Genomic DNA, 24,827 nt, shown 5'->3' with positions numbered 1-24,827 from the left:
CTCTCATAGCGTACGTTCCGCGGCTGTTAGTTGCGGTAGAATCGCACGGCAGGACGCGATTTGGCGTTCGCGGAGCCGGGTTACGCGCCACCGCAATTCTCGGCGAGCGTCCGAAACTTCCCATTTCTGGCGAGAAGGGCTTACTTTGATGCAGTCTCGGCCTTCGGCTCCCACAACTCTATCTTGGTCCCGTCCGGATCAACGATCCACGCAAATTTCCCGATTGCGTCGGTGTCATCCCTTTTGAGTATCGCAACGCCCTTTACTTTCAGGCGATCAACGAACGCGTCCAGGTCATCCACCGCGAAATTCAGCATGAACTCGCGCTTTGAGGGTTCCATGTAATTGGATCCCTCCTTAAATACATTCAAAGTGAGTACTGGCGGGTGCTCTGGCGCGTCATAGGGCAGCACGACTCCACCCCACACTTCAACTTTGATGCCAAGAACGTCGCGATACCACGCCATGAGGGCTTTCGGCGCTTTGCTCTTGAAGAAGATGCCACCTATACCGGTAACTCTGCCGATCGGTTCTGCGGAGATAGTCATGGGCGTTAACGCGGCCAAGACGGCAACGACTGATAGTAGCCTGCGGATAGTCGGCACAGCATTAGCTCCCCCCCATCGTTGCTGGCACGATGTTATCGGCGTGCGGATCGCCTGGCAACTTTATTTCCGATCGGCCATTCTCTTTGCAGAAAGCGGCAGTCTCGCAATATCGGTTATTGCCACGGGCCTTCCCGTAAGCGGACGGCCAGCAATCCTTCCCATCATGACGTTCATGGTCGAACACCGGACAACGAAAGCTGTCCGCGCGGAGATGAACGAATGACTGACGTTGGGGAGCGGGGAAGTCCGCGTGAATGGCCGAATTTGGGTCGTGTATCCAATCGGCCCATCAAGTCTTGACCTCGGACATGGCTCGATCATCCGGGCTGCGTAAGATGCCCTCTTTTAGCATTTTCGCGACGACCTTCGCGATCTCATCTGGTGTCTCGTCTTCGCTCCAGACGCCGTAGCGAAGTCCGAGGAATACGTTCATTCCCATGATCGCCCAACCATGGACCTCGCTGACGTCGCCCTTGACCTCGCCGCGGTCTGCGGCCTTTCGCAGGCGACGCGTGATCCGGTCCGCCGTGGTCGCATAATGGAGGCGAAAGCTCTCTGGATCGACGAATTCGGCCTCGTCGATGATCCGGTAGATTTCCTTGTGGTCACGGACGAAGCGGATGAATTCGCGAAGCCCCGCCTGCTCGGCCGCGATCTGATCGGGTGCGGACAGGATCGCCGGGGCGACATGATCGCGAACCTGGTCCGACATGTCGCGGACGAGCGCGCGGAACACCGCGTCCTTTGAGTCGAAATAGGTGTAGAAGCTGCCGAGCGCGACCCCGGCGCGGCGCGTGATGTCGCTGATCGATGCCTGGTGGAACCCGTTGTCGCCGAACTCGATCGCGGCGGCGTCGAGGATCGCGCGCATCGTCCGGCGGCCACGCTCGGTCCGCGGTGCCTTGCTGTCGCCGATGACCGCCGGGTCTGACGGCGTCGTCTCCTGCGCCTTCGCCATTCTGTCTGCCTCGATACACAAGTTGAATACTGGTTCAGGTTTCAGTATAGACTGTAGCCAAGGCGCACAACCCGGATCATACCGGGCGCATCACGCGGGCGCCGCAGGAGGGGATGACACCGTGGCACAGCCGAAATCCGTCATGATCTTGTTGAACGCCGGTGTCGCACTCGGCGCGTTGCTGGCGGGATCCGCGTCCGCGCAGACGCAACCCGTCGCGCCGGCAGCAGACGCGGCTCAGGCCGGGCCCGTCATCGAGGAGGCCGGGATCGACGGCGATATCGTCGTCACCGCACGCCGCCGCGAGGAACGGCTGCTCGACGTGCCGATCGCGATCACCGCGTTCACCGGCGCGCAGCTCGAGGCGTCGGGTGCGCTCGACGTCACCGACCTCGCCGCCGTCACGCCGAACGTCACGCTCGAGACGTCGCGCGGCACCAATTCGACGCTGACCGCCTTCATCCGCGGCGTCGGCCAGCAGGATCCCGTCGCGGGGTTCGAGGCGGGCGTCGGCATCTATCTCGACGACGTCTATCTCAACCGACCACAGGCTGCGGTGCTCGATATCTACGACGTCGAGCGGATCGAGGTGCTGCGCGGGCCGCAGGGCACGCTCTATGGTCGCAACACGATCGGCGGCGCGGTGAAATACGTGACCCGCCGGATCGGCTCGGACCCGACGCTGAGCATCCGCGCAACCTATGGCAGCTATGACCAGGCGGACGGTGTCATCAGCGCGAGCACGCCGATCGGCGATACGGGGTTCAGGATCGGCGGCGCGGTCGCGCGACTGAGCCGGGGCGGGTTCGGCACCAACCTCACCACGGGCCAAGACAATTACAACAAGGATTTCTGGGGTGCGCGCGGCACGCTGCAATATGAGGCGGGCGACAGCGCGTTCTTCCGCCTGTCGGGGGATTACACGAAGGACGACAGCAACCCGCGCGGCGGGCATCGGCTGATCCCGGGGCTGGTGTCGCGCACGCCGGTGCTGTCCGACGTGTTCGACAGCCGCGGCGGGCTGGTCGCACCGAAACAGTCGGTCGAGGCCTATGGCGGGTCGCTCTTCGCTGAACTCAAGCCCGCCGCATATCTGACGCTGCGCAGCATCACCGGCTATCGCAAGGACGACAGCGCAACGCCGATCGATTTCGACGCGCTGCCCGCCGTCGATGTCGACGTCCCCGCCTTCTACAATAACGAGCAGTTCAGCCAGGAGGTGCAGCTGCTGGTCGATGCCGGGCCGTTCAACATGCTGGCGGGGCTCTATTATCTCGATGCCAAGGCGCGCACCGTGTTCGACGTACGGTTGCCGGGGACAGTCACTGCGCTGACCTTCGGGAATGTGCGGACCAATACGGTGGCGGTCTTCGGTGATGCCACGCTCGACGTGACGCCGATGCTCAGCCTTTCGGTCGGCGGACGCTATACCTGGGACGATCGCATGTCGCAGATCCAGCGCAACGTATATCTGGGCGCTTCCCCCTTCTTCGGCGGCACGAGCGCGCCGATCGCGCGACAAACCGACTTCCGCGGGACCGCAAGTTTTGCCAAGTTCACGCCGCGCGCGTCCGTCAGCTTCAAGCCCGATGCCAACAACACGCTGTATGCGAGCTGGTCGAAGGGGTTCAAGGGCGGCGGGTTCGACCCGCGCGGCGTTGGCACCGCGGCGCCCGACCTCAACGGCAACGGCATCACCGGCGCCGGTGGCGACCGGCAGGATATCTACAACTTCCTGTCGTTCGGGCCCGAGAGCGTCGAAAGCTATGAGGCGGGATACAAGGCGTCGCTGTTCGACCGCCGGCTGACGCTCGCGGTGGCGGGGTTCCATTCGAAATATACCGATGTGCAGGTCCCCGGATCGGTCGGGGCCACCGTCGGCGGCATCCAGACCTTCATTGGCATCACGACCAATGCGGGTCGCGCGCGGATCAACGGTATCGAAGGCGAGGCCAATCTGACGGTCGCGGAGGGGATCGCGGGCACCGGCGACCGCGTCAATTTGTCGGGGACGATCGGCTATCTCGATGCCAAATACACGCGCTTCATCGATTCCCGCGGGATCAATGTCGCCGCCAATCGCAAATTCCAGAACACGCCCGACCTGACCGCGAGCGGGACGCTCGCCTATCATGTCCCGGTCGGATCCGCGGGCGCGATCGACGCGAGCACGACGCTGTCGTATCGCAGCGATTCACAGCAGTTCGAACTGCGCACGCCGCTGCTCGACCAGCCCGCCTATGCGCTGCTCGACGCGAACCTCGTCTATACGATCGACGCGCGCTTCTCGATCGGGGTCCACGGCAAGAACCTGACGAACAAGCGCTATGTCGTGTCGGGCTACAACTTCCTGCTGCAGAACCCCGATACCGGCGACTATCTGCGGACGGCGGCGGGCGCGTTGCGGCCATCGCTCGGCAGTGACGGCGTGCTGACGGCCTATTATGGCAACCCGCGTCAGGTCTTCGCGACCCTCACCGCGAAATTCTGATGGAGCGCAGCCGGGGGGCGGGTGATCGCCCCCCGGTTACTGGAGCAATATATGGCGAGTGATATCCCGGCGACCCCGCGCGAGGGCCGCCGCTACCGCGTGACGGCGCTCGTCATGCTGTTGCTGGTCTACACGTTCAACTTCGTCGACCGGCAGATCCTTGGCATCCTCGCGCCGACGATCAAGGCGGACCTGGCATTGACCGACACGCAATTGGGCCTGCTTGGCGGGCTGGCGTTTGCGTTGCTCTATTCGACGCTGGCGATCCCGCTGGCGTGGCTGGCCGATAGAACGAGCCGCACCTGGGTTATCACGCTCTCGCTTGCTGTGTGGAGCGCGTTCACTGCCCTGTGCGGTGTGGCCAGCAATTTTGCGCAGCTCTTCGCGTTCCGGATCGGTGTGGGAGTTGGCGAGGCGGGGGGCGTCGCGCCGTCCTATGCCGTGATCGCAGACACGTTTGCGCCCGACCGCCGTGCGCGCGCGCTGGCGATCTATTCGCTCGGCATCCCGCTCGGGTCGGCGGCCGGCGTGATGCTCGGCGGCTATATCGCGACGTCGATCGACTGGCGGACCGCGTTCATCGTGGTTGGTGTCGCGGGACTGGTGCTCGCGCCGGTGTTTCGGCTGTGCGTGCGCGAGCCGGTTCGTGGGTCCGATGCGTGCGACCGCGAGCCCGTCCGCCGCGTGTTCGGCATTCTCGTGCGCAAGCCGAGCTTCTGGCTGCTCGCGTTCGGCGCCTCGGCGAGTTCGATGCTGGGCTATGGCCTGGCCTTCTGGCTGCCGTCGCTGATGCAGCGGAGCTTCGGGCTCGACCTCATCGAGACCGCGCAATTCTACGGCGGCGTGCTGTTGCTGGGGGGCGTTGCCGGCGTTCTGCTCGGCGGCGTGCTCGGCGATCGGCTGGGGGCGCGCGATCGGCGGATGTACGCGCGCGTCCCCGCGATCGCGTTCGTCATCGCGGTGCCCCTGTTTGCCGCAGGAATCCTGTCGTCCTCGGTGACGGCGGCGTTCGTCTTCTTCCTCGTGCCCCAGGCGCTCGCCTATGTCTGGCTCGCGCCCGTCATCACGGCGATCCAGCATCTGGTACCTGGGCATATGCGCGCCACCGCATCGGCGACGTTCCTGCTGATCAACAACCTCATCGGTCTTGGCGGCGGCAGTTTTGCGCTTGGCGCACTGTCGGACGGTCTCGCCGCGCATTATGGCGACGAAGCGTTGCGCTATGCGATGCTCATGGGGCTCGTCCTGTATCTGGTGGCCGCGTTGCTCATGTGGCTGGCGTCGACACCGCTCCGTCAGGACTGGGTCGATCAATCGACTTAAGACGCCAACACCGACAGCCGGATGGCGCCAGCCGGGACTGTTTGGGCGTGTGCTCGCGGAACGCGGATATCGGATTGTGAAGCTTTGATAGCGTCCAACGTGACCCGGCGCTTGGAGCAGGCACGAGAACGGCGGTACCCCTCGACGCCTGACACTAGTCCGCCGCTTTCACGTCAGATTTATGCTCACGCGGCGCCCCGATGATGTGATCCTCGTAAATCGGCCTTGCCGCATCGCTCAGCGCCGTCCGACGTGCTGATTCACCAATGGCGTGGCGTCCGGGGATCAGGTCTGACGCACAGACGGGGCCATATTAACACATCCGTATGATAATGGCCGCTATTCAGGTCGTTATGGGGTTTTCAACGGCGATTCCGCCTGCGCAGCGTTGGTGCATCGGGCTACTACCAATAGCGGCGGCTATCGTCACGTGGCGGTTCGTCGACCGCAGTGTCGCCGCCATAGCGTCCGTTGCAGTCTGTCTCGTTTTTGCAGCAATGGCGTATTCGATTGCCCAGCACTGCCGGGTATCGCGACTGATCCGGCATTTGCAAATTCTCGCCGGGACGTCTCCGACGGCCTCGCGTGGTGAAAGGCTGGCACGGAGCGTAGCGACCATCGCGGATCGACTGAAGGCTGTCGAGCATCGCACCAGTCATCGCCACGCGATTACCGGCTTGCCGACCCGCGAGCCGTTGATCGAGCGAATGCTGGCGGACGGGCGCGGGGTACTCGGTGTCATTGGATTCATGGACTTCGATCGGCTGTGCGCGTTTGACCCGGCGCTGGGCGAACGCCTGCTGCTGACGATCGTCGACCGGCTGACGCGGATGTTGCCCGAAGAACGACTGATTGCGCATGTCGATCGCGCCAGCGTCGCGATCTGGTTCGGCCCGGATGTCGTCGAGGAAGCCGCGCAGACCGAACTGGATGTGCTGCGATACGCGCTGGGCGACGTGGTGATCGACGGCGACCGGGAAATCCTGCCCGAAATTCGCGTGCGGCAGGCCAGGATGCCGGCCGACGGTGTGAACGCGCAGGCGATGTTGTCCCGCACGTTGGCGTCACTGACGGTACAGCCCGGTGCCGTGGTCGCGGTCGCCAGCCCTGTCCTCGATCTCGCAGCCCTGGCCAGCGAGCGATATGCCCTGGAACAGGACCTTCGCCAGGCGATCGCGCGCGGCGAACTGGAAATGCGATACCAGCCGTTGATCGATGCCGGGGAAGGTCGGGTGTCGGGCGCGGAATCGCTGATCCGCTGGTTTCATCCCACCCTCGGGCAGGTCTCACCGTCGCGGTTCGTGCCGGTGATGGAGGCGATGGGGCTGGCGCATGAAATCGGGATGTGGACCCTCAACGCCGCTGCACGGGAGGCGCGGTCATGGCAGGCACAGGGCCTGGACGCCCTGCGCGTCGCGGTGAACGTGTCGGGGCATCAGCTCGACCGCGACGACATGGCGGCACTGGTCGCACGCACGCTTGCGCGGCATTCGCTGGGGGCGGCTGCGCTGGAGATCGAATTGACCGAGAGTGTCGCGATGAGTGACGGTACGCGCGCCACCCAGCTGTTCGACGCGTTGCGGGCGGCTGGCGTGCGGATCGCGATCGACGATTTCGGCACCGGCTATTCCAGCTTCAGCACGCTGCGCACGCTGGCGTTCGACAAGATCAAGATCGACCGGGAATTCGTGACGAACGTCGATACGCTGCGCGACAGCCAGGCGATCTGCCAGAGCATCGTCGCGCTGGGGCGCGGGCTCGGCATCCGCGTGCTCGCCGAAGGGGTCGAGCGACGCGCAGAATATGAGTGGCTGTTGCGTCACGGCTGCACGCATTTCCAGGGCTATTATTTCTCGCCACCGCTGAAGGGCGCGGAGTTTGTCGCGTTCGCACGCGATTCCGCCGGGCTCGCGAAGTTGCTGGCCATCGACCCGTACGCGATGCGGGACCGGATCACCGAAAGGCTTACCGCATGAGTTTCTCTCCTCGACAGGTCGCGCGGGCCGGCGCGCTGGCGCTCGCGCTTGCGATTACCGCCTGTTCGCATGGGCCCAAGGCGGGACCGCAACTGGCGCCTGCGCCGCAGACGACGCCGGCGAGCGAGATCGACGCAATCCTGCTATTGCTCGATCAGGGCGATAGTGGTGCAGCGAAGAAGCGGATCAACGCCGCGTTGAAGCGCGATCCGATGAATCCTTCGGTCCAGGTGCTGCGCGACTCGATCGACCGCGATCCGAAGGATCTGCTGGGGCCGACGAGTTTCACTTATACCACGCGCGACGGCGACACGATGTCGGGACTGGCGCAGCGGTTCCTGGGCAATCGTTTGAAGGCGTATCAGCTCGCACGCTATAACGACATCGCCAAGCCGGCCGATCTGGTGGCTGGCCGGACGCTCCGTATTCCAGGCGAGCCCCCGCGCATCGAGGCGCCCCGGCGATCCGAGCCGCGACCCGTGCCGGCCGCTCCCACCCGCGTGAAGCCAGCCGCGCCCAGGCCGGCGCCGGTGACGAAGCCGACTGCACCCACGGTCAATCGGGTCGCCGCGCGTCAGGCGCGCGCGACGGGGCTGGCGGCGCTCAATTCGGGGAATGTCGTGCGCGCGGTCGGCCTGTTGCGCCGCGCCGCCGCGCTCGATCCCGGCAACCCGGTCATCGCGCGCGACCTGACGCGTGCCGAGCGCATCGCCGCCACCGTGAAGGCGCGCAAGTGATGGCCGAGATGCTGGGACGCTACCGGATCGACGGTCGGCTGGGCGAGGGCGCGATGGCGGACGTGTTCCGCGCGTTCGATCCGGGAATCGGGCGCACTGTGGCGATCAAGGTGCTAAAGCCGGAATATGGTCGCGACCCCGAACTGGGCGAGCGCTTCCTGCGCGAGGCGCGCGCCGCGGGCGCGCTGAATCATCCCAATATCGCGACCGTCTACGATGTGGGCGAGGCGGACGGTGTCGCCTATATCGCGATGGAGCTGATCGAGGGGCAGCCGCTCGACACGCTGCTGCTGGCGCAAGGCCGGTTGCCGTATGAACGCGTCCTGGCGTTGGGTCAGCAACTCGCCTCGGCGCTCGACTATGCACACAGGGCGGGCGTCGTGCACCGCGATGTGAAGCCATCGAACATCCTGCTGTCGGCGGACGGCCGCACCGCCAAGCTGCTCGATTTCGGCGTCGCGCGGATCGGCGATATCGACGTGTCCGGCACCGAAGGACGCCTTGCGCGCACGCAGGTCGGCCAGATGATCGGAACGCCGCGCTATATGAGCCCGGAACAGGCGCTCGGCATCCCCGTCGACCAGCGGTCGGACCTCTTCTCGCTGGGCGCGGTGCTGTACGAGATGGTGACCGGCAAGGTCGCATTTCCCGGCATGGGGCTGGCGACGCTGGCCATCCAGATCGCGCAGGAGCGTGTCGAGCCGATCGCGCGCTCCGCTGCGGACTGCCCGCCGGGCCTGCGTTTTGTGATCGACAAGCTGCTGGCGAAGAAGCCCGAGCAGCGGTTCGCCGACGGCCATGCGGTGTACGAGGCGCTGACCCGCGAGATCGCGGCGACCGCCGAGGCAGCACCTGGCCGCCGTGGCCTGCCGCTGAAGATCAAGCTCCCGCTGGCGCTCGTCACAGTAACCGCGATCGCGCTGGTCGCGAGCGTCTCGTCGATCCTGGGGCGGCAGCAACGCACGCTCGAGCATATGGCAATCGTGTCGGGTGGCTCGATCGCGGCGTTCGTCACCGGCAACACCGCGGTGCTGGCGGCCGACAATGCGGGCCTCGCGCCCGAGCAGCAGGACTGGACCTCGTTGCAGGCCTTCGTCGCCTCGGCCTCGCGCGATCAGGAGATTCGCGACATGGTGGTCGCCGATACCGGCGGGATCGTCCGCGCGGCAGACGACGCGAAGCTGATCGGCACGCGCTATCGCCGCACCGCTGGCGAAGCGGCGATCGGCAGCAACGCCAGTGTGACCGCGGCACCCGACCGGGGCAAGGGCGCAGGACTGCGGTTCGTCCGGCCGATCCGCTATGCCGGGGCAGAGTTCGGCACGGTCGACCTAGTGCTGCGCCGGACCGCGCTGGACGCCGCGATCGACAATGCGCGGATGCTGCTGACGGTGCTGTCGCTGGTGATCATGGGTGTGGTGCTGGTGATCGGCTATCTGAGCGGCGCCATGGTGGCCCGGCCGCTCGCCCGACTGCGCAAGGCGCTGGACGAGGCGGCGAAGTCCGATTTCGCTCTGCGCATATCGCATCGCCGCCGCGACGAATTCGGCGCCGCGTTCGACGCGTTCAATCGCGCCGCCGCCGCAGTCGAGCCGCATCTGGCGGGGACCGGCGCGCAGGCCGACATCGCGATGCGCGCTACCCGCGTCGTGCCGTCCGCCCGTCTGGCCGCCTGAGGATCCGTTCGATGTACATGCTCCAGCTTTTCGACCGAGACGACATCGTCCAGCCGCTTGATGTGCGGCTGATCCGCGAGGGCCTGCTCCGTATCGGTCGCGATACCGAGGCGGATTGGTCGATCGCCGACCCCGATTGCGCGCTGTCGCGGGCGCATTGTGAATTGCGCGTCGACGGCGATGGGCTGACACTGCGGGCGCTCGGCGCGAATGGCGTATTCGATGCCGATACCGGGCAACGGTTTCCCGATGCGGTCGACGTGGTGCTGCCGGTGCCGAGCGCGCTGAGGCTCGGCCGGTTCAAGATGGTCGCGACGCAGGCCCCGCATGGCGACCTGGAATTCGATGGCGCGCTGACCATGGTGCTGACACCGCCGCTGGGATCGTCGGTGGAGGTGCCGAGCGACTGGGCCGATGCCGGTGAGGCGCGACCGCTGGGCGATGGGTCGTTGCTGGAGGCATTTTGCGAGGGCGCCGGGCTGGACTGTTCGCTGCTCTCCGAAGAGGAGCCGACCGAGATCATGCGGCGGGCGGGTGCGGTGTATCGGCAGATGGTGCTGGGGATCGGCGACCTGATGGCCGAGCGCGACCATGCGCGCGGACGCTATCAATTGACGCGCACGACCATCAGCGGCGCGGATAATAATCCGTTCAAATGGGCACCGACACAGCGGCTGGCGATCGACCTGCTGCTCGCGGGCTCGACCGGGTTCCTGTCGGGCCCGGCGGCGCTGAAGGCGTCGTTTCGCGACGTGAAGCGGCATCTGGTCGCCACGTTCGCAGGCCTGCAGGGGAGCCTGCGCGCGGCGATCGGCACGTTCGAGCCGGCATCTGTCGATGCGGCGATCGCGGACCGCGCGACGCTGCTGAAAAGTCGTGCAAGCCTGCAGATGGCAGAAGTCGCTGACCGTCATGCCGACCTGACACGGCAGATCGTGGCATCCGCACCCGGCTCGCTCGATCGCGCTTTCGCCCTCGCCTATGACGCCGCGGACTCGGCCATGGCGCGCGATCCCGCATGAAGATCGCCAGCCTGTTGCGACGCAAACCCCGAGGCGGTCCGTCGCTCGCTCGGGAAACCGTCTATGTGTCGCAAAACCGATCCCATGTCGGGCGGGTGCGCCGCGTCAACGAGGATCGTTTTCTCGATCGCGCAGACCGTGGGCTCTGGGCGGTCGTGGACGGCATGGGCGGCCATAGCGGCGGGGCCGCCGCCGCTGCGACGGTGGTCGATGTCTTGCAGGCACTGGCGGATGATCCGGCGCCGATCAACGCGGCAGCGGTGCGCGCCGCGGTGTCGCATGCCAATCGCGCGATCTACGATGTGCATGCGACCAGCGGCGCGACGATCGTGATCGCGCTGATCGAGGGCAGTGAGGCGACGATCTTCTGGGCGGGGGACAGTCGGGCCTATCTGATGCGCGGCGGCGGGGCGGAGCAGCTGACCCACGATCACAGCGTCGTGCAGGAGATGATTGACGCGGGTGTCCTGACGGAAGCCGCGGCGGACCGTCATCCGCAAGCCAATGTCGTCACGCGCGCGCTCGGCGTTGCGCCGGCCGTAGCGCTGGATAGCGTCACCACACTCGTCCAGCCGAACGATCGATTTCTGCTGTGCTCGGACGGCGTTTCACGATCGCTTGATCCGCGCGATTTCGCGACGATGCCCGCGGCGATCGGGGACATGGCGGACCGCATTCTCGAAAACGCACTGCAACGTGATGGCAGTGACAATGCAACGCTCGTCGTGATCGCAGGGCTATCGGGGTGAGACCTGTGCGTCCGCTCGTAGCGGAACGCACGACCGCTGCTCTGTTGTTATGCAGCGTCATGCAAAACCGTGTACCATCTGCTAGCCTGGTATAAGAATACTAACGTTCCATAACGCGCTGCCGTCGAACGGCTGGCACACATAGATGTCGGCCGATAACTCAAGCGCTGTCGATGATGGGAATTCAACGTGATGCAAGCCATTTGGTTTTTGCATCGGGAATGACCGGAATGGCGGTTAGCGGGGCCGGCGGCGTTCCGTGCTGGATCATAGCCAAGCGGTGGTGCCATTTAGGGGCATCACGTCCTCGCAAACGGCAGAGATGCCAAATCGCCGCCGCATTGATCCCGGCCGCTGCAAGCGCGACTCTTGGCAGGGTTAGGCCGCGTTCGTGGTCTGAAGGGCAGGCATGCCCCATCTCCGTCAAGTATTCACTTTAAGCGCGTCAGGTTTAGTCATTGCGGCAGGCAGCCAGATCACGACTGTCGGCGTAACGGCCGGTCTTGCGCAGCTTCGTATCTGTGTCATCTCGCTCCTATCGAGAATGTCCGCTTGAGGGAGGAGGCACCGGATAAGACCGCTATCGGGCGACTGTGGAAGGGCCGCATCGTGACGTCCGGTGTCAGGGGTGGTCTAACTGGCGCCGCGACCTAAAAGAGCCCGATGGCTGGCCTGTTCAATCGTCTCTTACCGTCCAAACGCTGGACGCCGTCGCGGTATCGGGCGTTGCTGCGCGCGCGCGGGCCGCGATCGACACAGTTCCGGACGCGGGGTGCGATCCTTGCGGGGGCGATCCTGATCGGGATCGTCGCGACGCTGTTTGCCGAGGCGGCCGATTGGGCGGGCGAGGTTTTCAGCAACTTTGCAAAGACATGGCATTGGTTGCCGCTGGTCACGACGCCGCTGACGTTCATGGGGCTGGTCTGGCTGACCCGTCGCTATGCGCCGTTCGCGCGGGGCTCCGGGATTCCCCAAGTCATCGCGGCGCAGGCCAATCCGAATGATGCGACCGGCACGTTGATCTCGATCCGGACGGTGGCAGCCAAGGCGGTGCTGACGATCGGCGCGGTACTGGGTGGCGCATCGGTCGGCCGCGAAGGCCCGACCGTCCAGCTGGCGGCAGCCGTCATGGGATTTACGCATCGTCTCGTCCGCGTGCCGTTGCGGGGCGGAGTCCTCATCGCCGGTGGTGCCGCAGGCGTTGCGGCGGCGTTCAACACGCCGCTCGCCGGGCTGCTGTTCGCGATCGAGGAACTCGCGTCCGCCTATGAGCAGAGGGTGACGCTGCTCGTCCTTGCCGCGATCGTGATCGCCGGGATGGTCGCGCAGTCGGTGCAGGGCGACTATATCTATTTCGGCGCGATCGGTGCGCATATGCCGCTGCTGTCCGCGCTGATCGTCGCGCCGGTCGCAGGGATCGCGGGTGGCATGACCGGCGGGCTGTTCTCGCGCATTCTCCTGGCGATGGCGGTCAGCCGCAACCGCGTGACGGGATGGACGCGCGCGCATCCCGTCGCGTTCGCCGGTGTCTGCGGGGGCGTCGTTGCGGTACTTGGCGTCGTGACCGGGCTGACATGGGGAACCGGCTATGCCCCGGCGCGCGCGATGATCGTCGGCGTGGATGCGCCGCTCTGGTTCGGGCCGGCCAAGCTGGTCGCCACCGCCGCGACGGCGATCGCGGGCCTGCCGGGCGGGATCTTTGCGCCGTCGCTCGCCGTCGGCGCTGGCGTCGGCAATCTGCTGCGCGAGATCTTCCCCGGCGAGCCCGCCAGCGCGATCGTGATCCTCGGCATGGTCGCCTATTTCGCGGGCGTCGTCCGCGCGCCGCTCACCGCGGTCATCATCCTGTCGGAGACGACCGCGAGCCGCGGCCTGATGCTGCCGATGTTCGCGACCGCGTTCATCGCCGATGCGGCCAGCCAGTGGGTATGCCGCGAGAAGCTGTACCATGGTCTATCGAAGACCTTCGCCATGACGGAGACGACCCGATCCACCTGAACCCTGCAAAATTCGCAACGCTCCCCCGGGCGTGGATGGCCAAGGCCACCGAAAGCGTCGACCATGACGGCATCCTGCGACAGATTGCCGAGGAAGCGGGGTGGTCGGGACGCTACGCCTTCCTGATCGTCATTTCGGCCGCGATCTCGTTGCTCGGGCTGCTGATGCCCTCGGTCGCGGTGCTGATCGGCGCCATGCTGCTGTCGCCGCTGATGATGCCGATCATCGGGCTGGGCTTCGGCATCGCGACGCTCGACTTCCACGAGATACGCCGCGCGGCGACCGCGTTGATGCTGGGGGCGGCCATCGCGGTGGCGCTGTCGGTCGTGCTGATCCTGCTCTCCCCCGTCCAGACGATCACGAGCGAGATCGCCGGGCGGACGCAGCCGACGCTGTTCGACCTGCTCGTCGCCCTGCTGTCGGCCATCGCAGGCGGCTATGCGCTGATCCGGGGGCGCGGGGGTACGGTCGTCGGCGTGGCGATCGCCATCGCCCTGATGCCGCCGCTGGTCGTGGTCGGGTTCGGCATCGCGACGTGGAACTGGGTGGTGTTCTCGGGCGCGCTGTTGCTGTTCCTCACCAATGCCATCACCATCGCGCTGACCGCCGCACTCGTCGCGCGCTGTTACGGGTTCGGCAGCCACCTGTCGCCGCACCACACCGGTTGGCAGCTCGTGCTGTTCGCGGTTGCGATCGGGGTGCTGTCGATCCCTCTCGGCGCGGGGCTGCGCCGGATCGCGTTCGAGGCGGTCGCCCAGCGGCAGGTACGCGATGCACTGGGCGAGGATTTCCCCCCGGGCGCGCGGCTGAGCCAGGTCGAGATCGACCATGGCGCGAACCCGGTCCGCGTTCGCGCGGTCATGCTGACGCCGCGGATCGAACCGGGGGCGGATCGCAAGCTCGCTGCGGACCTTCGCCAACGATTGTCGCGGCCGGTCGATGTCCATGTCGACCAGGTCCGCATCTCGCCCGAGACCGGCGCGGTCGAGGCGGCGCAGATCGCGCGGGCGGGCAATGGCGATGCGCTGCGCGTCGCACGCGAGCGCGATCGGGCGATCGCGGACGTTGCGCTGATCGCGGGCATTCCCGTTTCATCGGTGCAGCTGGATTCGGCGGCGCGAACGATCCGCGCGACGGCGGCGCCCCTGACGGGGCTTGGCATTGCGGGTTATCGTGATCTGGAACGTCGTGCGGACGCGGTGGTCGCCGATTGGCATGTCAGTCTCAATCCCCCGAACGACGTGGCCTTGCCGGACGTCGGTATCAAATCCGGCGTCATCGACGATCGGGCGCTCGGCGACGCAGCCTGGGTATCCGCCCGGTTCGCGCGGGCGGTCGACGTGCTGGGCGGGACCCTGCGTCAGCGCACAGCGATAGCACAGGGTATCGTCGCGCGAGGGGGCAGGGCAGCCCCCGGGCGTGCGGGCGGTCGCCTGCGCCTGATATGGTCGGTCGACACGGACTCATCTCCGGCTGAAACAGGCGAGCGCGGCGCATAGCCGCTGCGGCTGCCATATCGCGCATGGCATCCTGACAAGATTGCACGGATGTAATGTTCGAAACAGGCTGCGCCCATCATCCGGGTCCAGAAAGGAGCATCTGCTTCTAACTGAACAAGGACATGGATCGTGGTATTCAAGCGTCGCCTGACTGTACGTCCAATGATCGCCGCCGTCGCGCTTGGCACAACCGCACTCGCCGGCGTCGCGGGTGGCGCGATCGCTGCGGACGACGGTCGCGTGAATATCGCCGACCGGTTCATTGCATCCGGTCCTGCTGCCGTCGCGTCGACCGGTGTGCACGCCTCTTTGTCGGATATGGTCGAGGCCGTAGGACCGAGCGTCGTTCAGATCCAGGTCAAGCCCGCAGCTCTTCAGGCGTTGCAATTCGAACCGACACAGTTCCGCTCAGACGATAGCGAACTGGCGGATCGTCTGGGGCAGCTGTTCGGCTTTGGCATGCAGGATCGTCACGGGCAATTCGAAGCGCCGCAGCAGCGGCAAGGCCCGCAGCGCGGATCGCTCGGCTCGGGGTTCATCGTCGATGCCTCCGGGATCGTCATCACGAACAACCATGTCGTCAACGGCGCCGACCGCGTCACCGTCCAGATGTCGGACGGACGGGAGTTTTCCGGTCGCGTTCTGGGCCGCGATCCCAAGATCGATGTCGCCGTGGTGAAGATTGACGGGAAGGGTAGATTCACCCCGGTCAAATGGGGTGACAGCGATCATATCCGGGTAGGCGATAGCGTGTTTGCGGTCGGCAGCCCGTTCGGCCTCGGCAATACCGTGACGTCCGGCATCGTGTCTGCCCGCGGCCGTGAGATCGGGGCCGGGCCGTATGACGATTTCCTCCAGGTCGACGCTGCGATCAACAGCGGCAACTCGGGCGGGCCCTTGTTCGATGGTGCAGGCCGGGTGGTCGGTGTGAACACTGCGATCTTCTCGCCGACGGGCGGTAACGTGGGCATCGGCTTTGCGATACCCGCCGCAATGGCGCGCAAGGTCGCGCTTCAGATTGCGCAAAACGGCCACGTGTCGCGGGGGCGGATCGGTGTTTCCTTGCAGGACATGTCACCGGACATTGCGCGTGCGATGGGCTCGGACGTCACCAAGGGCGCGCTTATCGCCGAAGTCGAAGATGGCGGGGCCGCTGCCCGATCCGGCCTGCAGCGCGGCGACGTCGTTCGACGCTTCGGATCCAGGCCGGTAGATAACGGGCGCGACCTTGCCCGAGCCGTAGCAGAGGCTCGGATTGGTTCGATCGTCCCGACGCAGGTGGTGCGTAACGGCCGTCAGGTATCCCTGAACCTGCGCATCGCCAGCGAAACGTCGGGCCAGTCCTGAGCGTGTGGAACCGGGGGGCGGTACACGCGTCCGCTCCCTGAACACCTGAAAAGGATTATCGCGCGCTTGAAGCTGCTCCTGATCGAAGACGATGCACAAACCGCTGAGTATGTCCGCCGCGGGCTGGTGGAACTCGGACACGCGTCGGATCATGCCGCCACCGGTATCGACGGTCTCACCGCCGCTATCGTCGGCAAATACGATGCGATCATTCTGGACCGGAACCTGCCGGGGCTCGACGGACTTTCGGTGCTGAAGTCGCTGCGCGCAAAGGGCGACCAGACGCCGGTGCTGCTTCTGTCCGCGCTGGGGCAGGTGGACGACAGGATCGCAGGGCTTAAGGCCGGCAGCGACGATTACCTCGCCAAGCCTTTTTCGTTCGGCGAACTCGTTGCCCGTCTGGAGGCGATCGTGCGGCGGCGCAGCGATACGCACGCCACGCAAGGTACCCGGCAGACGGGCTCGTTGACGCTCGACCTGCTCGGCCGCACGGCCATGCGCAACGGCAGACGTATCGAACTGCTCAACAAGGAGTATCAGCTGCTCGACTATCTGACCCGCCATGCCGGGCAGGTGGTGACGCGTACGATGCTGATCGAGGCGATCTGGGATTATAACTTCGATCCGGGGACGAATGTCGTCGATGTCCATGTCAGTCGTCTGCGTGCCAAGATCGACGGTCCGGAGGATGTCCCGATGATCAGAACGGTGCGCGGCTCCGGCTATCGACTGGATGCTGTCTGACGATGCGCTTGCCCTCGACGGCCGCATTGCGCGGCGCGCTCTGGATCACGCTGATCGCACTCATCGCAACGGGGATCGCCCTGAGCGTTCAATATGTCCAGACGATACGCCTGCTCGACGCGCGTGCCCAGGCGGCAGTCGACGACGAGACGGCAGGCCTTATCGAGCGCTATCAGAGTGAGGGGCCATTTGCCGTCGCGCAGTCGGTGTCGCGTGCGGTCGGGCGCCCGCGCGTCACCGACTTCATCTATCTGATGACGGACGCTTCGGGACAGCCGGTTGCGGGCAATCTCGCCAAATGGCCTGACGAGATCGACCGCACGGGGTATCGCACCTTCGAGACCCAGGTCGCGACGACACGCGGCAGGGTGTTCGAACGACAGGTCGCCGCGCGCACGGTGCTTCTCGGCAACGACTATCGACTACTGGTCGGCAGCCTCTCGGACGATCGCCGCCTGCTGCATGACCGCTATGTATCGGCACTGGCCTGGTCACTGACCGCCACCGGAGTGATCGGCCTGCTTTTCGGCTTCTGGTACAGCCGGCGCGGGCTTGCCTTTCTCGATGCCGCCAGCACGGCCGGCGATCGTTTCCGGGCGGGACATCTTGACGAGCGCTTGCCCGTGACGGGGCGCGGCGACGAATATGACCGGCTTGCAGCGACGCTGAACCATGGCTTTGCGGAGATCGAACGCCTGGTGGATTCGCTGCGAACCGCGACGGATGCGCTTGCTCATGACCTGAAGACGCCGCTGACGCGGATCCGGTCTCGGCTCGAGCTTGCAGCACTGGGCGGGGGGCATGGTGACGCGACATCGGATATGCGCAGCGATCTCGACGCCCTGCTTCGCACGATCGACGATACGCTAAGACTGGCCCGTGCCGAGACGACGATGGCCAGCGAGTTCGGTCCTGTCGATCTGGCCGCAATCGTCATCGAGGCCGTGGAGCTTTTCGAGCCCGTGGCGGACGATCGTGGACTGGATCTGACAATCGAAACGAGGCCGGTGACCATAAGGGGCGTTCGTTCGCTGTTGGGGCAGATCGTCGCCAATCTGCTCGACAATGCGATCAACTATACGCCGCCCGGCGGGTCGATCCGCGTGACGCTTGGGCATGATATCGATGGGTTCACGCTCGTCGTGGCAGATACGGGACCGGGTATACCGGCTGACCAGTGCGAGCATGTCGTGACGCGCTTCGTTCGGCTCGACACGAGCCGGCATTCCGAAGGTTCTGGCCTTGGTCTCAGCATCGCACAGGTCGCGGCCCGCGTTCATGGCGCATCGCTGACATTAACCGACAACGCGCCGGGTCTTCGTGCGACCGTACACTTCCCGAGGACATAGGAAATCTTCAGTTGAGACGCTGCCAAACATGACAGCTTCATGAACTTATCGCGAGCCAGGACCCAAAACATCTGAGTGATGTTGGTGGCTCAAGGTCGGCGCCGGGTCGTCCTCATGATAGGGGGCTCCCTGGTGGATCAAACCGCTTTCCTGATCGGCTTCAGCGTGATGTCGGTCGCGTCGCTGGCCATATATGCGACGGGTAAGAAGACGCAGCCGTCGGGCCATCATACGCTCCTGCACGCCAGCGTGCCGTTCATCGCGGCGACCGCGTATCTTGCAATGGCCTTTGGCATCGGCACGCTTATCAACAGCGACGGTTCGCTAACATATCTGGCACGCTACGTGGATTGGTCGGTGACGACGCCGATCCTGTTGTCGGGTCTCGTGCTGCTGGCTTTTCACGAGCATGGAAAGACGGGTGAGGTTGGTGGGTATCTGACCTCGGTCATCGTGCTCGATGTCCTGATGATCGTCACGGGGCTGATATCGTCGCTTGCCGCACCATCGATGGCGAAATGGATCTGGTACGGATGGTCTTGCGTCGCGTTTCTGGGCGTCCTGTATCTTCTATGGGGTCCATTGCGATCACTGGCACTCAGCCGTGGTGCTGCCTTGGGAATGGCCTATGGCAAGAACCTCACCTTCCTGACCGTCATCTGGTTCCTCTATCCGATCGTCTTCCTGATCGGACCGGAAGGCCTCAAACTGATCACCGATCCTGCGTCGGTCTGGGCTTTCCTGGTAATGGATGTGATCGCCAAGGTCGTCTACGCATTCTACGCGGCAGCCACCCTCGACAAGGCGTTGGAGCACGATCACGGCGAACGCGGCCACCGGGCATGACACGGCGCGCCCCGGCCCTTGGCTGGGGCTTGCTGCTGGCGGGGGCTTTGGTCGCCTCGTTTTGCGTGCTCACCGTACAGCTCGCGTTCGCAGCCCTTGCTGTCGGGGTCGTCGGCATGGCGCACGGTGCCAGTGATCTCGCTATCGTCGAGCATCGGCGGCGCCCGGCATTCCTGATGCTGTACGTATCTGCACTGTTTGTCTGTCTTATGTGGTGGATCGTCGATCCTGCTATCGCACTCCCTGCATTCCTGCTGGCGTCGGCAGTCCATTTTGGTCTTGAGGATGCCCCCGCGAGCAGGCCGTTCGAAAGGATTGCCCGCGGCATAAGCCTGGTCGCCACGCCTGCGACGCTGCACGCGGCAAGCCTCGCCCGCATTCTCGATCTTGCTGGAGTTCGAGAGTCTGGTGCGCCGGCCATGGTCAGCATTTTGGCAGTTGCGGGTGGCGTAGCAGCCGCCTGCCTGGTGATCATCGGCGCGGCGCGCCATGATCGACGTCTTCTGGCCGGAACGACCGCGCTTCTCATTCTGCCCCCGCTCGTCGGGTTCTCGGTCGGGTTCCTGGTGCTGCACGCCGTGCCGCAGACGAAAGAGCGTCGAGATCGGTTGCGGTGCGTGACGACCATTATGTATCTCCGCGCCACGGGCCCGATCCTCGTCCTGGCTGTGCTGCTGGTCGGAATTGTAGGCGGAGTGCTGCTGCGATGGGACCCCTCGGGCGTGCGGTCACTCTTTGCCGGCGTCGCGGCACTGGCGATGCCGCATCTGCTGGTGACGCCGTATTTCGACAGGGTTGTGGGGCGACCCGGGTCGATGGGGCTGCCTCGTGCCCACAGGGACGTGGTGCGTGCTCATGTCCTTGAATGACGTCAGGCTGTCGGCAGAGGCCGCGATGTCGTCGAACCAGATGGCAGCATGCCGCCTGATCGTGCCTCAAGCGGGCCAGTGCCTGCGATAGGCGTCGTTGAATGCCGTCAGGTCGTCGGGATCTTCCATGGTCGTCGCCACCCGCTTCGCGTGGCGGTTGGCCCAGTGCTCGATCTCCCGACGCGCAGCCGGCAGGCTTGCGTGCATCGCCGCAAGCGTAGCCGTCAGGCGCAACGACACCTCGACCTCTGCAATCCCTTCGCGCAGGATCGGGCCGAAGGCATCACCGAGCATATCCCCCATGGTCGGCTGGCCGATGTGAACCCGTGGGGAGTCCGGCTCCTTATCGACACGCGCCGCGCCGGGGCTCAGCGTCAGGAACACGCGAAGCAGGGCATTGAGAACCTCGATCCCCGTGCCTGGATCATTGGTCGCCGGTGCGAGGGCCCGGCTGGCAATTTCGGACAGCGCGATCAGCCCCAGTCGAGGATCCTGGTCGAACGAGCGATGCCGTTCGATGGTGAACGTCTTGACCAGTTCGCTCCGGATGCCGTCGTCGATCTTTCCCGAGACCTGCAGAAGCGTACGAGCGGGATGCATCATCACGCCAGGCAGGGCATCGACATACACCGTCAGGTCATTGCGGTCTGCGATCGTGCCAAGTGCGGTGATGTCGATATGCGTGACATATCCGGTCTGCACCGCGGTGACTGTGACGGCATCGGCAGGGATGGCGACAGCCGCACGGCCGCCAAGATGAGGGTGCGCAGCAAAATCCTGCATTGCCTGGGTCGCGGCCTCTTCTACGCGGTCGATCACATCGGCCATCCGTCCAAAGGCCGTGATATGCCCGATCCAGCGCAGCAGCGTGCCGACCACCAGCAGGATGATCAGCACGGTCGCTGCGAACAGGATGATCCGGCCGTCATGGCCATAGGCGCTGGTGTTCAGGCCAACGATCCCGACCATCGAGAAGACGAAGGCGCCGAGGAAGGTCGACAACGCGTTCTGCGATGTCGGATCGCTGACCATCAGCTGGGTCGCACGCGGCGTCGCCAGCTGGGTCGCGGAGGAATAGGCACTGACCATTGCGGTCAACGAAAAGGTCGTGACCGCCAGCATGCTCGAGGCCATGATCTGAAGGATCGTGCCGACAGATTGCTGCCCGATATCGGCATCGAACGTGTACGGCAGATACGGCGTGACAAAAGCGGCGAGGATCGCCAGCGCGACGCTCAGCAGGCTGATGATCGCTGCCCGGAACCAGACCTGCCGGACGATCCGGCTCAAAATCCATGTCCATTGCGTCATTTAGCGCTCCTTGCGCTGGCTGGTAGCCGAATAGTCGCAACGACAACAGCGCGGTGATCCGGCGGCTCCGCTCGAACTGTCCGCAGATCATCTGTGCGAAGCCGAACAAGCCTCGCGTCGATCACATTCAGCGGCTGGCGCCGGGACGATCTTACCTTGTGACGGGGCGCTGGAGCGGGACCTCCTACTCAGCGCAGCTGTGTCGGATCGATCACGACGTGACGGATTTTGGTACGGTTATGCGTGTAGGTGATGTGGACCAGCCCATCGCGCGTCTGGATTACCGCTGGATAGGCATAGCCGTCGGGTCGCGGCTTGCTCTCGAGTGTCAGAGCGTTGCGCCACCGCACGCCGTCGTCGGACAAACCGATGTTGAGCGGCCAGCGTGCGCCATCGCCCGGCCGCTCGGGTAGATGCGCGCTGTGATTGTAGACGATCAACTGGCGCCCATCGCGCAGTGTCACCGCATCGGTACCCGCATTGGGATTGGGCAGGTCGATCGCCGCGATTGGCGACCAGTGGCGCCCGGCGTCGCGTGACCAGCTCATCGCAAGCGCACCCTGCCGCGTCCGCGCCACCAGCTCCAGTCGACCATCGCGGTGAAACAGGATGCTCGGCTGGATCGCCTCGATGTGCATCGGTGAGGCCACCGCGTCGCCGACCTGCCAGCTTCTCCCGCGATCGGTGCTCCGCTCGATCCGGATCGACCAGATATTGGCCTCTGCGCTGCCTTCCTCGCGGCTCGACGGCGACACCCAGCTGCCGTCGGGCGCAATGACGGGCTTGTTCTTGATCGGTCCCAACACGCCATCCGGCAGGCGCTGCGGCCGACTCCAATGTCGTCCGCCATCAGTCGAGCGGATGACCATGCCCCACCACGCCCGTGGATTCGGCCCGACTTTGTAGAAGAGATGCAGGGCACCGTTCGCAGGCTGAAACAGCACCGGGTTCCAGGTCGGAAATCGCTGACCGTCCGCCGACACACCATCAGCGACTGCAACCGGGGTCTCCCATCGCGTCGCGCCGCGTCGTGCGAACCAGATACGGACGTCAGGCTGGCTTTCGCCGGAACCGCCGAACCAGGCTGCGGCCAGCGTCCGGTCAGGCAGCTCGACGATCGTCGAGGCATGCGCCTGCGGGTAGGGCGCATCGGCATATATGAATTCCGACGATATGATCGGCGACCGAAGCGGGGCCGCAGCAGCCGACGGGGCATGGCCGATCCGGGCTTGCGCCGTGGCGCTGACCGCAAGTGCGATTGCCGCGACCTTCACCATGTGCGCCGGAAATGCCCTGAATTTCATCGCTGTACCCCAACAACGTTGCGGGTACGCGTAGACCCGTATTGCGCGAGCCGGATAGCATGGGGTTTCCAACCGAGCCAATGGCGGCTGATGTGCGCGCTAGTTCGTATTCGTGGTCTGCCTGACCGTTCGATTCGGGAGCGCAGCGCCCGCGGCACGGTCTAGAAGCGGCGTGGTTCGTGTCCGATCAGGTCGCACGTGCCCCGAAAGCCATAATCACTCATGCCCGTGACCGTGATGCGGCCGCTGCGCCGATCGATCACGAGCCGTGGCTTGTTCAAGCCGTTCAGGCGGTAACTCGCGCGGACCGTATCTGGGCTGACAGTCACGTCGTACAAATCCCACCATCCCTGATTGCCACGGGAATTGATCGGCGGGATCAGCGACTTAGGTAGCCGGATACGTCCACCACCTGCCCAGGTCTGTACCATGAGCGATGCATCGAAGACCTCCTTCCTGGTTTCGGTATACGTGCCGGACTCGTAGCGGTCACGATCACGGTTCCACTTCCAGGTCGTCCCGTTCGCAAAGCCCGTTTTCGATCCGTCCCCAAAACACACGAGCCCGAGTTCCACGTTTCTGCCGTCAACAACAGGTCCTCCCGAAGGATAGCGATCCTGACCGCCGCCGGGGCCCGCTGGCGCGCGTCCATAGGCCAGATCGGGGTCGTATTCGGGACGCGGTCGTGGCGCAGCCTGACCACCATGGCCGGGGTTGGGGCGGAGGTTCGCGGGCTTCCTGCAATCGGGGGAGGTGGTCGGCTGGATGGAATTGTAGCGGCCTTCCATCGTCGCAATGCTCACGCACTGGCGGCGATCGGCGTTCCACCAATAGGTATAGACGCGATCGTCGCCTTGCTCGCCCCGGATGTTGACGTAGCCGCGTCGTTGCAACTCCATCTCGGCCTGACCTGCACGGGCGCCTACCATGTCCTCGAGACCCGTGGATTGCGCGTGGGCAATTGTGGGAAATGCCGAGCCCATGACAAGGGCGGTCATGATCGTGGACAGGCCAGACGGACAACGCATCGCGATTCTCCCGTTCGTTCGAAGTCACCTCATCATCAGTTGAACGATTGTATAAAAAGGGAGCGACGGCGTCCATCGCTGTCAACGGCGTTCGGTCCCCAACTGCCTATGCGAATTGGAGGGCGAGAATGCTCGCTTAAGCCGAAGAGCCGCTTGGTCGGTGCTGGACTTCATTACATACGGCAGGACCCGCGACATTGCGTCTTCGGCAAGCACTAGGGGGCGGAGTCTAGCACAGGGCAGGCCGTTGCGATCGACGCCCGGATCGAACATGATGCAGCATGGACTTCATGAAGTGGCTCAATTCGCTCGACGAACTTCTGTACGAAGTGATGAGCTGGGTGGTCTTCTTCCCCCTTACGCTTTGGCAGGCGCTCTTTCGGCCAATCCGTACGATGGAGGAGATCGAGCGCGAAGCCGCGCTGCCCGACGATGAACGCTACGCGTCGATACTTAGTCCGCCCCTTTTTCTGGCTCTCACGCTGTTGCTGGGGCACAGCGTCGCTACGGCGTTAGGCCAGACAGACGAAATCATTGCCAATCATCATGGTCTGGCCGATCTGGTCAACGACAATGCCAGCGCCCTGGTCCTCCGCGTCGTCGTTTTCGCGGGTTTCCCACTCTTCCTGGCAGCCCGCATGGTGCGCCAACGCAGGATCAAGCTCGATCGCAATTCCCTGCAGCAGCCATTTTACGCGCAATGTTATCCGGCGGCCGTCTTTGCGCTGGGTCTGAGCGTCGGCAGCAGTTTCGGGATGGACCATCATCAAGCGACGCGCATGATTGGACATTGGCTCGTCGGATCGAGCATCCTGAACTTCTGGATCGTCGAAACGCGCTGGTTCGCGCAGGTGTTGGGGATCAGCCTGGTGCGCGCGACCTGGAACGTCCTTGTCGGGCTGCTGGAAGGCGCGACATTTCTCATCGCGGTGGGCTTTTTGTTCACCCGCTAGCGCGGACTTTGCGATCAAGGGAGAACTGCCCGCCCCACC

Annotated in this window: 20 protein-coding genes; 15 read left to right on the top strand and 5 right to left on the bottom strand. The window is 64.7% G+C overall.

What is annotated here, in order from left to right; all coding sequences use genetic code 11:
* Positions 1-140: 140 nt before the first annotated feature.
* Together C8J24_RS03440 and C8J24_RS03435 are read right to left on the bottom strand one after the other, a co-directional pair.
* A complete protein-coding gene (locus C8J24_RS03440; RefSeq protein WP_244180390.1) occupies positions 141-605 on the bottom strand; it encodes a VOC family protein in 465 nt (154 codons plus the stop codon).
* Between the two features lie 292 nt (positions 606-897).
* Entirely contained in the window at positions 898-1,566 is a 669-nt protein-coding gene (locus C8J24_RS03435; RefSeq protein ID WP_107930314.1) for a TetR/AcrR family transcriptional regulator, read from the bottom strand.
* 142 nt (positions 1,567-1,708) lie between these two features.
* Here C8J24_RS03435 and C8J24_RS03430 point away from each other — a divergent pair, with 142 nt between their 5' ends.
* The 14 genes from C8J24_RS03430 to C8J24_RS03365 all read left to right on the top strand — a co-directional run bounded on the left by C8J24_RS03430 (position 1,709) and on the right by C8J24_RS03365 (position 20,192).
* Positions 1,709-4,057 (top strand): TonB-dependent receptor, encoded by a 2,349-nt coding sequence (locus C8J24_RS03430; RefSeq protein ID WP_107930312.1) that lies wholly within the window; start codon positions 1,709-1,711, stop codon positions 4,055-4,057.
* A 51-nt stretch (positions 4,058-4,108) separates the two neighbouring features.
* Entirely contained in the window at positions 4,109-5,380 is a 1,272-nt protein-coding gene (locus tag C8J24_RS03425) for a spinster family MFS transporter (RefSeq protein ID WP_107930310.1), read from the top strand.
* A 677-nt stretch (positions 5,381-6,057) separates the two neighbouring features.
* On the top strand, positions 6,058-7,356 hold the full coding sequence (locus C8J24_RS03420; protein WP_244180389.1) for a putative bifunctional diguanylate cyclase/phosphodiesterase: 1,299 nt from the start codon (positions 6,058-6,060) through the stop codon (positions 7,354-7,356).
* A complete protein-coding gene (locus C8J24_RS03415; RefSeq protein ID WP_107930306.1) occupies positions 7,353-8,093 on the top strand; it encodes a LysM peptidoglycan-binding domain-containing protein in 741 nt (246 codons plus the stop codon). The genes C8J24_RS03420 and C8J24_RS03415 overlap by 4 nt, the downstream gene beginning before the upstream one ends.
* On the top strand, positions 8,093-9,769 hold the full coding sequence (locus C8J24_RS03410) for a serine/threonine-protein kinase (RefSeq protein ID WP_244180388.1): 1,677 nt from the start codon (positions 8,093-8,095) through the stop codon (positions 9,767-9,769). The genes C8J24_RS03415 and C8J24_RS03410 overlap by 1 nt, the downstream gene beginning before the upstream one ends.
* Before the next feature lie 11 nt (positions 9,770-9,780).
* On the top strand, positions 9,781-10,791 hold the full coding sequence (locus C8J24_RS03405) for a type VI secretion system-associated FHA domain protein (protein ID WP_107930304.1): 1,011 nt from the start codon (positions 9,781-9,783) through the stop codon (positions 10,789-10,791).
* Positions 10,788-11,540, top strand: coding sequence for a PP2C family protein-serine/threonine phosphatase (locus C8J24_RS03400; protein ID WP_107930302.1), 753 nt, complete (start codon positions 10,788-10,790; stop codon positions 11,538-11,540). The genes C8J24_RS03405 and C8J24_RS03400 overlap by 4 nt, the downstream gene beginning before the upstream one ends.
* Before the next feature lie 663 nt (positions 11,541-12,203).
* Positions 12,204-13,538, top strand: coding sequence for a chloride channel protein (locus C8J24_RS03395; RefSeq protein ID WP_031393631.1), 1,335 nt, complete (start codon positions 12,204-12,206; stop codon positions 13,536-13,538).
* A gap of 35 nt (positions 13,539-13,573) precedes the next feature.
* On the top strand, positions 13,574-15,037 hold the full coding sequence (locus tag C8J24_RS03390; RefSeq protein WP_107930300.1) for a DUF389 domain-containing protein: 1,464 nt from the start codon (positions 13,574-13,576) through the stop codon (positions 15,035-15,037).
* Between the two features lie 162 nt (positions 15,038-15,199).
* Complete coding sequence (locus C8J24_RS03385; RefSeq protein ID WP_107930298.1) at positions 15,200-16,384, top strand: trypsin-like peptidase domain-containing protein; 1,185 nt, start codon at positions 15,200-15,202, stop codon at positions 16,382-16,384.
* A 66-nt stretch (positions 16,385-16,450) separates the two neighbouring features.
* Positions 16,451-17,128: a winged helix-turn-helix domain-containing protein gene (locus C8J24_RS03380; RefSeq protein WP_107930296.1), complete on the top strand. Its 678-nt coding sequence runs from the start codon at positions 16,451-16,453 to the stop codon at positions 17,126-17,128.
* 2 nt (positions 17,129-17,130) lie between these two features.
* The gene (locus C8J24_RS03375; RefSeq protein WP_107930293.1) at positions 17,131-18,477 is read left to right on the top strand and encodes a sensor histidine kinase; all 1,347 of its coding nucleotides are present in this window, start codon (positions 17,131-17,133) and stop codon (positions 18,475-18,477) included.
* A 78-nt stretch (positions 18,478-18,555) separates the two neighbouring features.
* Complete coding sequence (locus C8J24_RS03370; protein ID WP_244180387.1) at positions 18,556-19,323, top strand: bacteriorhodopsin; 768 nt, start codon at positions 18,556-18,558, stop codon at positions 19,321-19,323.
* A complete protein-coding gene (locus tag C8J24_RS03365) occupies positions 19,320-20,192 on the top strand; it encodes a Brp/Blh family beta-carotene 15,15'-dioxygenase (RefSeq protein WP_107930288.1) in 873 nt (290 codons plus the stop codon). Before C8J24_RS03370 ends, C8J24_RS03365 begins: the two co-directional genes overlap by 4 nt.
* Positions 20,193-20,258: 66 nt before the next feature.
* Here C8J24_RS03365 and C8J24_RS03360 read toward each other — a convergent pair whose 3' ends face one another.
* The 3 genes from C8J24_RS03360 to C8J24_RS03350 all read right to left on the bottom strand — a co-directional run bounded on the left by C8J24_RS03360 (position 20,259) and on the right by C8J24_RS03350 (position 23,805).
* Entirely contained in the window at positions 20,259-21,503 is a 1,245-nt protein-coding gene (locus C8J24_RS03360) for a DUF2254 domain-containing protein (protein WP_107930286.1), read from the bottom strand.
* 188 nt (positions 21,504-21,691) lie between these two features.
* Positions 21,692-22,807, bottom strand: coding sequence for a sialidase family protein (locus C8J24_RS03355; protein ID WP_244180386.1), 1,116 nt, complete (start codon positions 22,805-22,807; stop codon positions 21,692-21,694).
* A 161-nt stretch (positions 22,808-22,968) separates the two neighbouring features.
* Positions 22,969-23,805, bottom strand: a complete 837-nt coding sequence (locus tag C8J24_RS03350) for a hypothetical protein (RefSeq protein WP_107930282.1) — start codon at positions 23,803-23,805, stop codon at positions 22,969-22,971.
* Positions 23,806-24,116: 311 nt separating this feature from the next.
* Here C8J24_RS03350 and C8J24_RS03345 point away from each other — a divergent pair, with 311 nt between their 5' ends.
* On the top strand, positions 24,117-24,788 hold the full coding sequence (locus C8J24_RS03345) for a hypothetical protein (RefSeq protein WP_056674245.1): 672 nt from the start codon (positions 24,117-24,119) through the stop codon (positions 24,786-24,788).
* Positions 24,789-24,827 lie beyond the last annotated feature (39 nt).

Source organism: Sphingomonas aerolata (assembly GCF_003046295.1).
Taxonomy (GTDB): domain Bacteria; phylum Pseudomonadota; class Alphaproteobacteria; order Sphingomonadales; family Sphingomonadaceae; genus Sphingomonas; species Sphingomonas aerolata.
The sequence above is the reverse complement of the archived record's forward strand: the minus strand, read 5'-3'. Positions and strand labels throughout refer to the sequence as shown.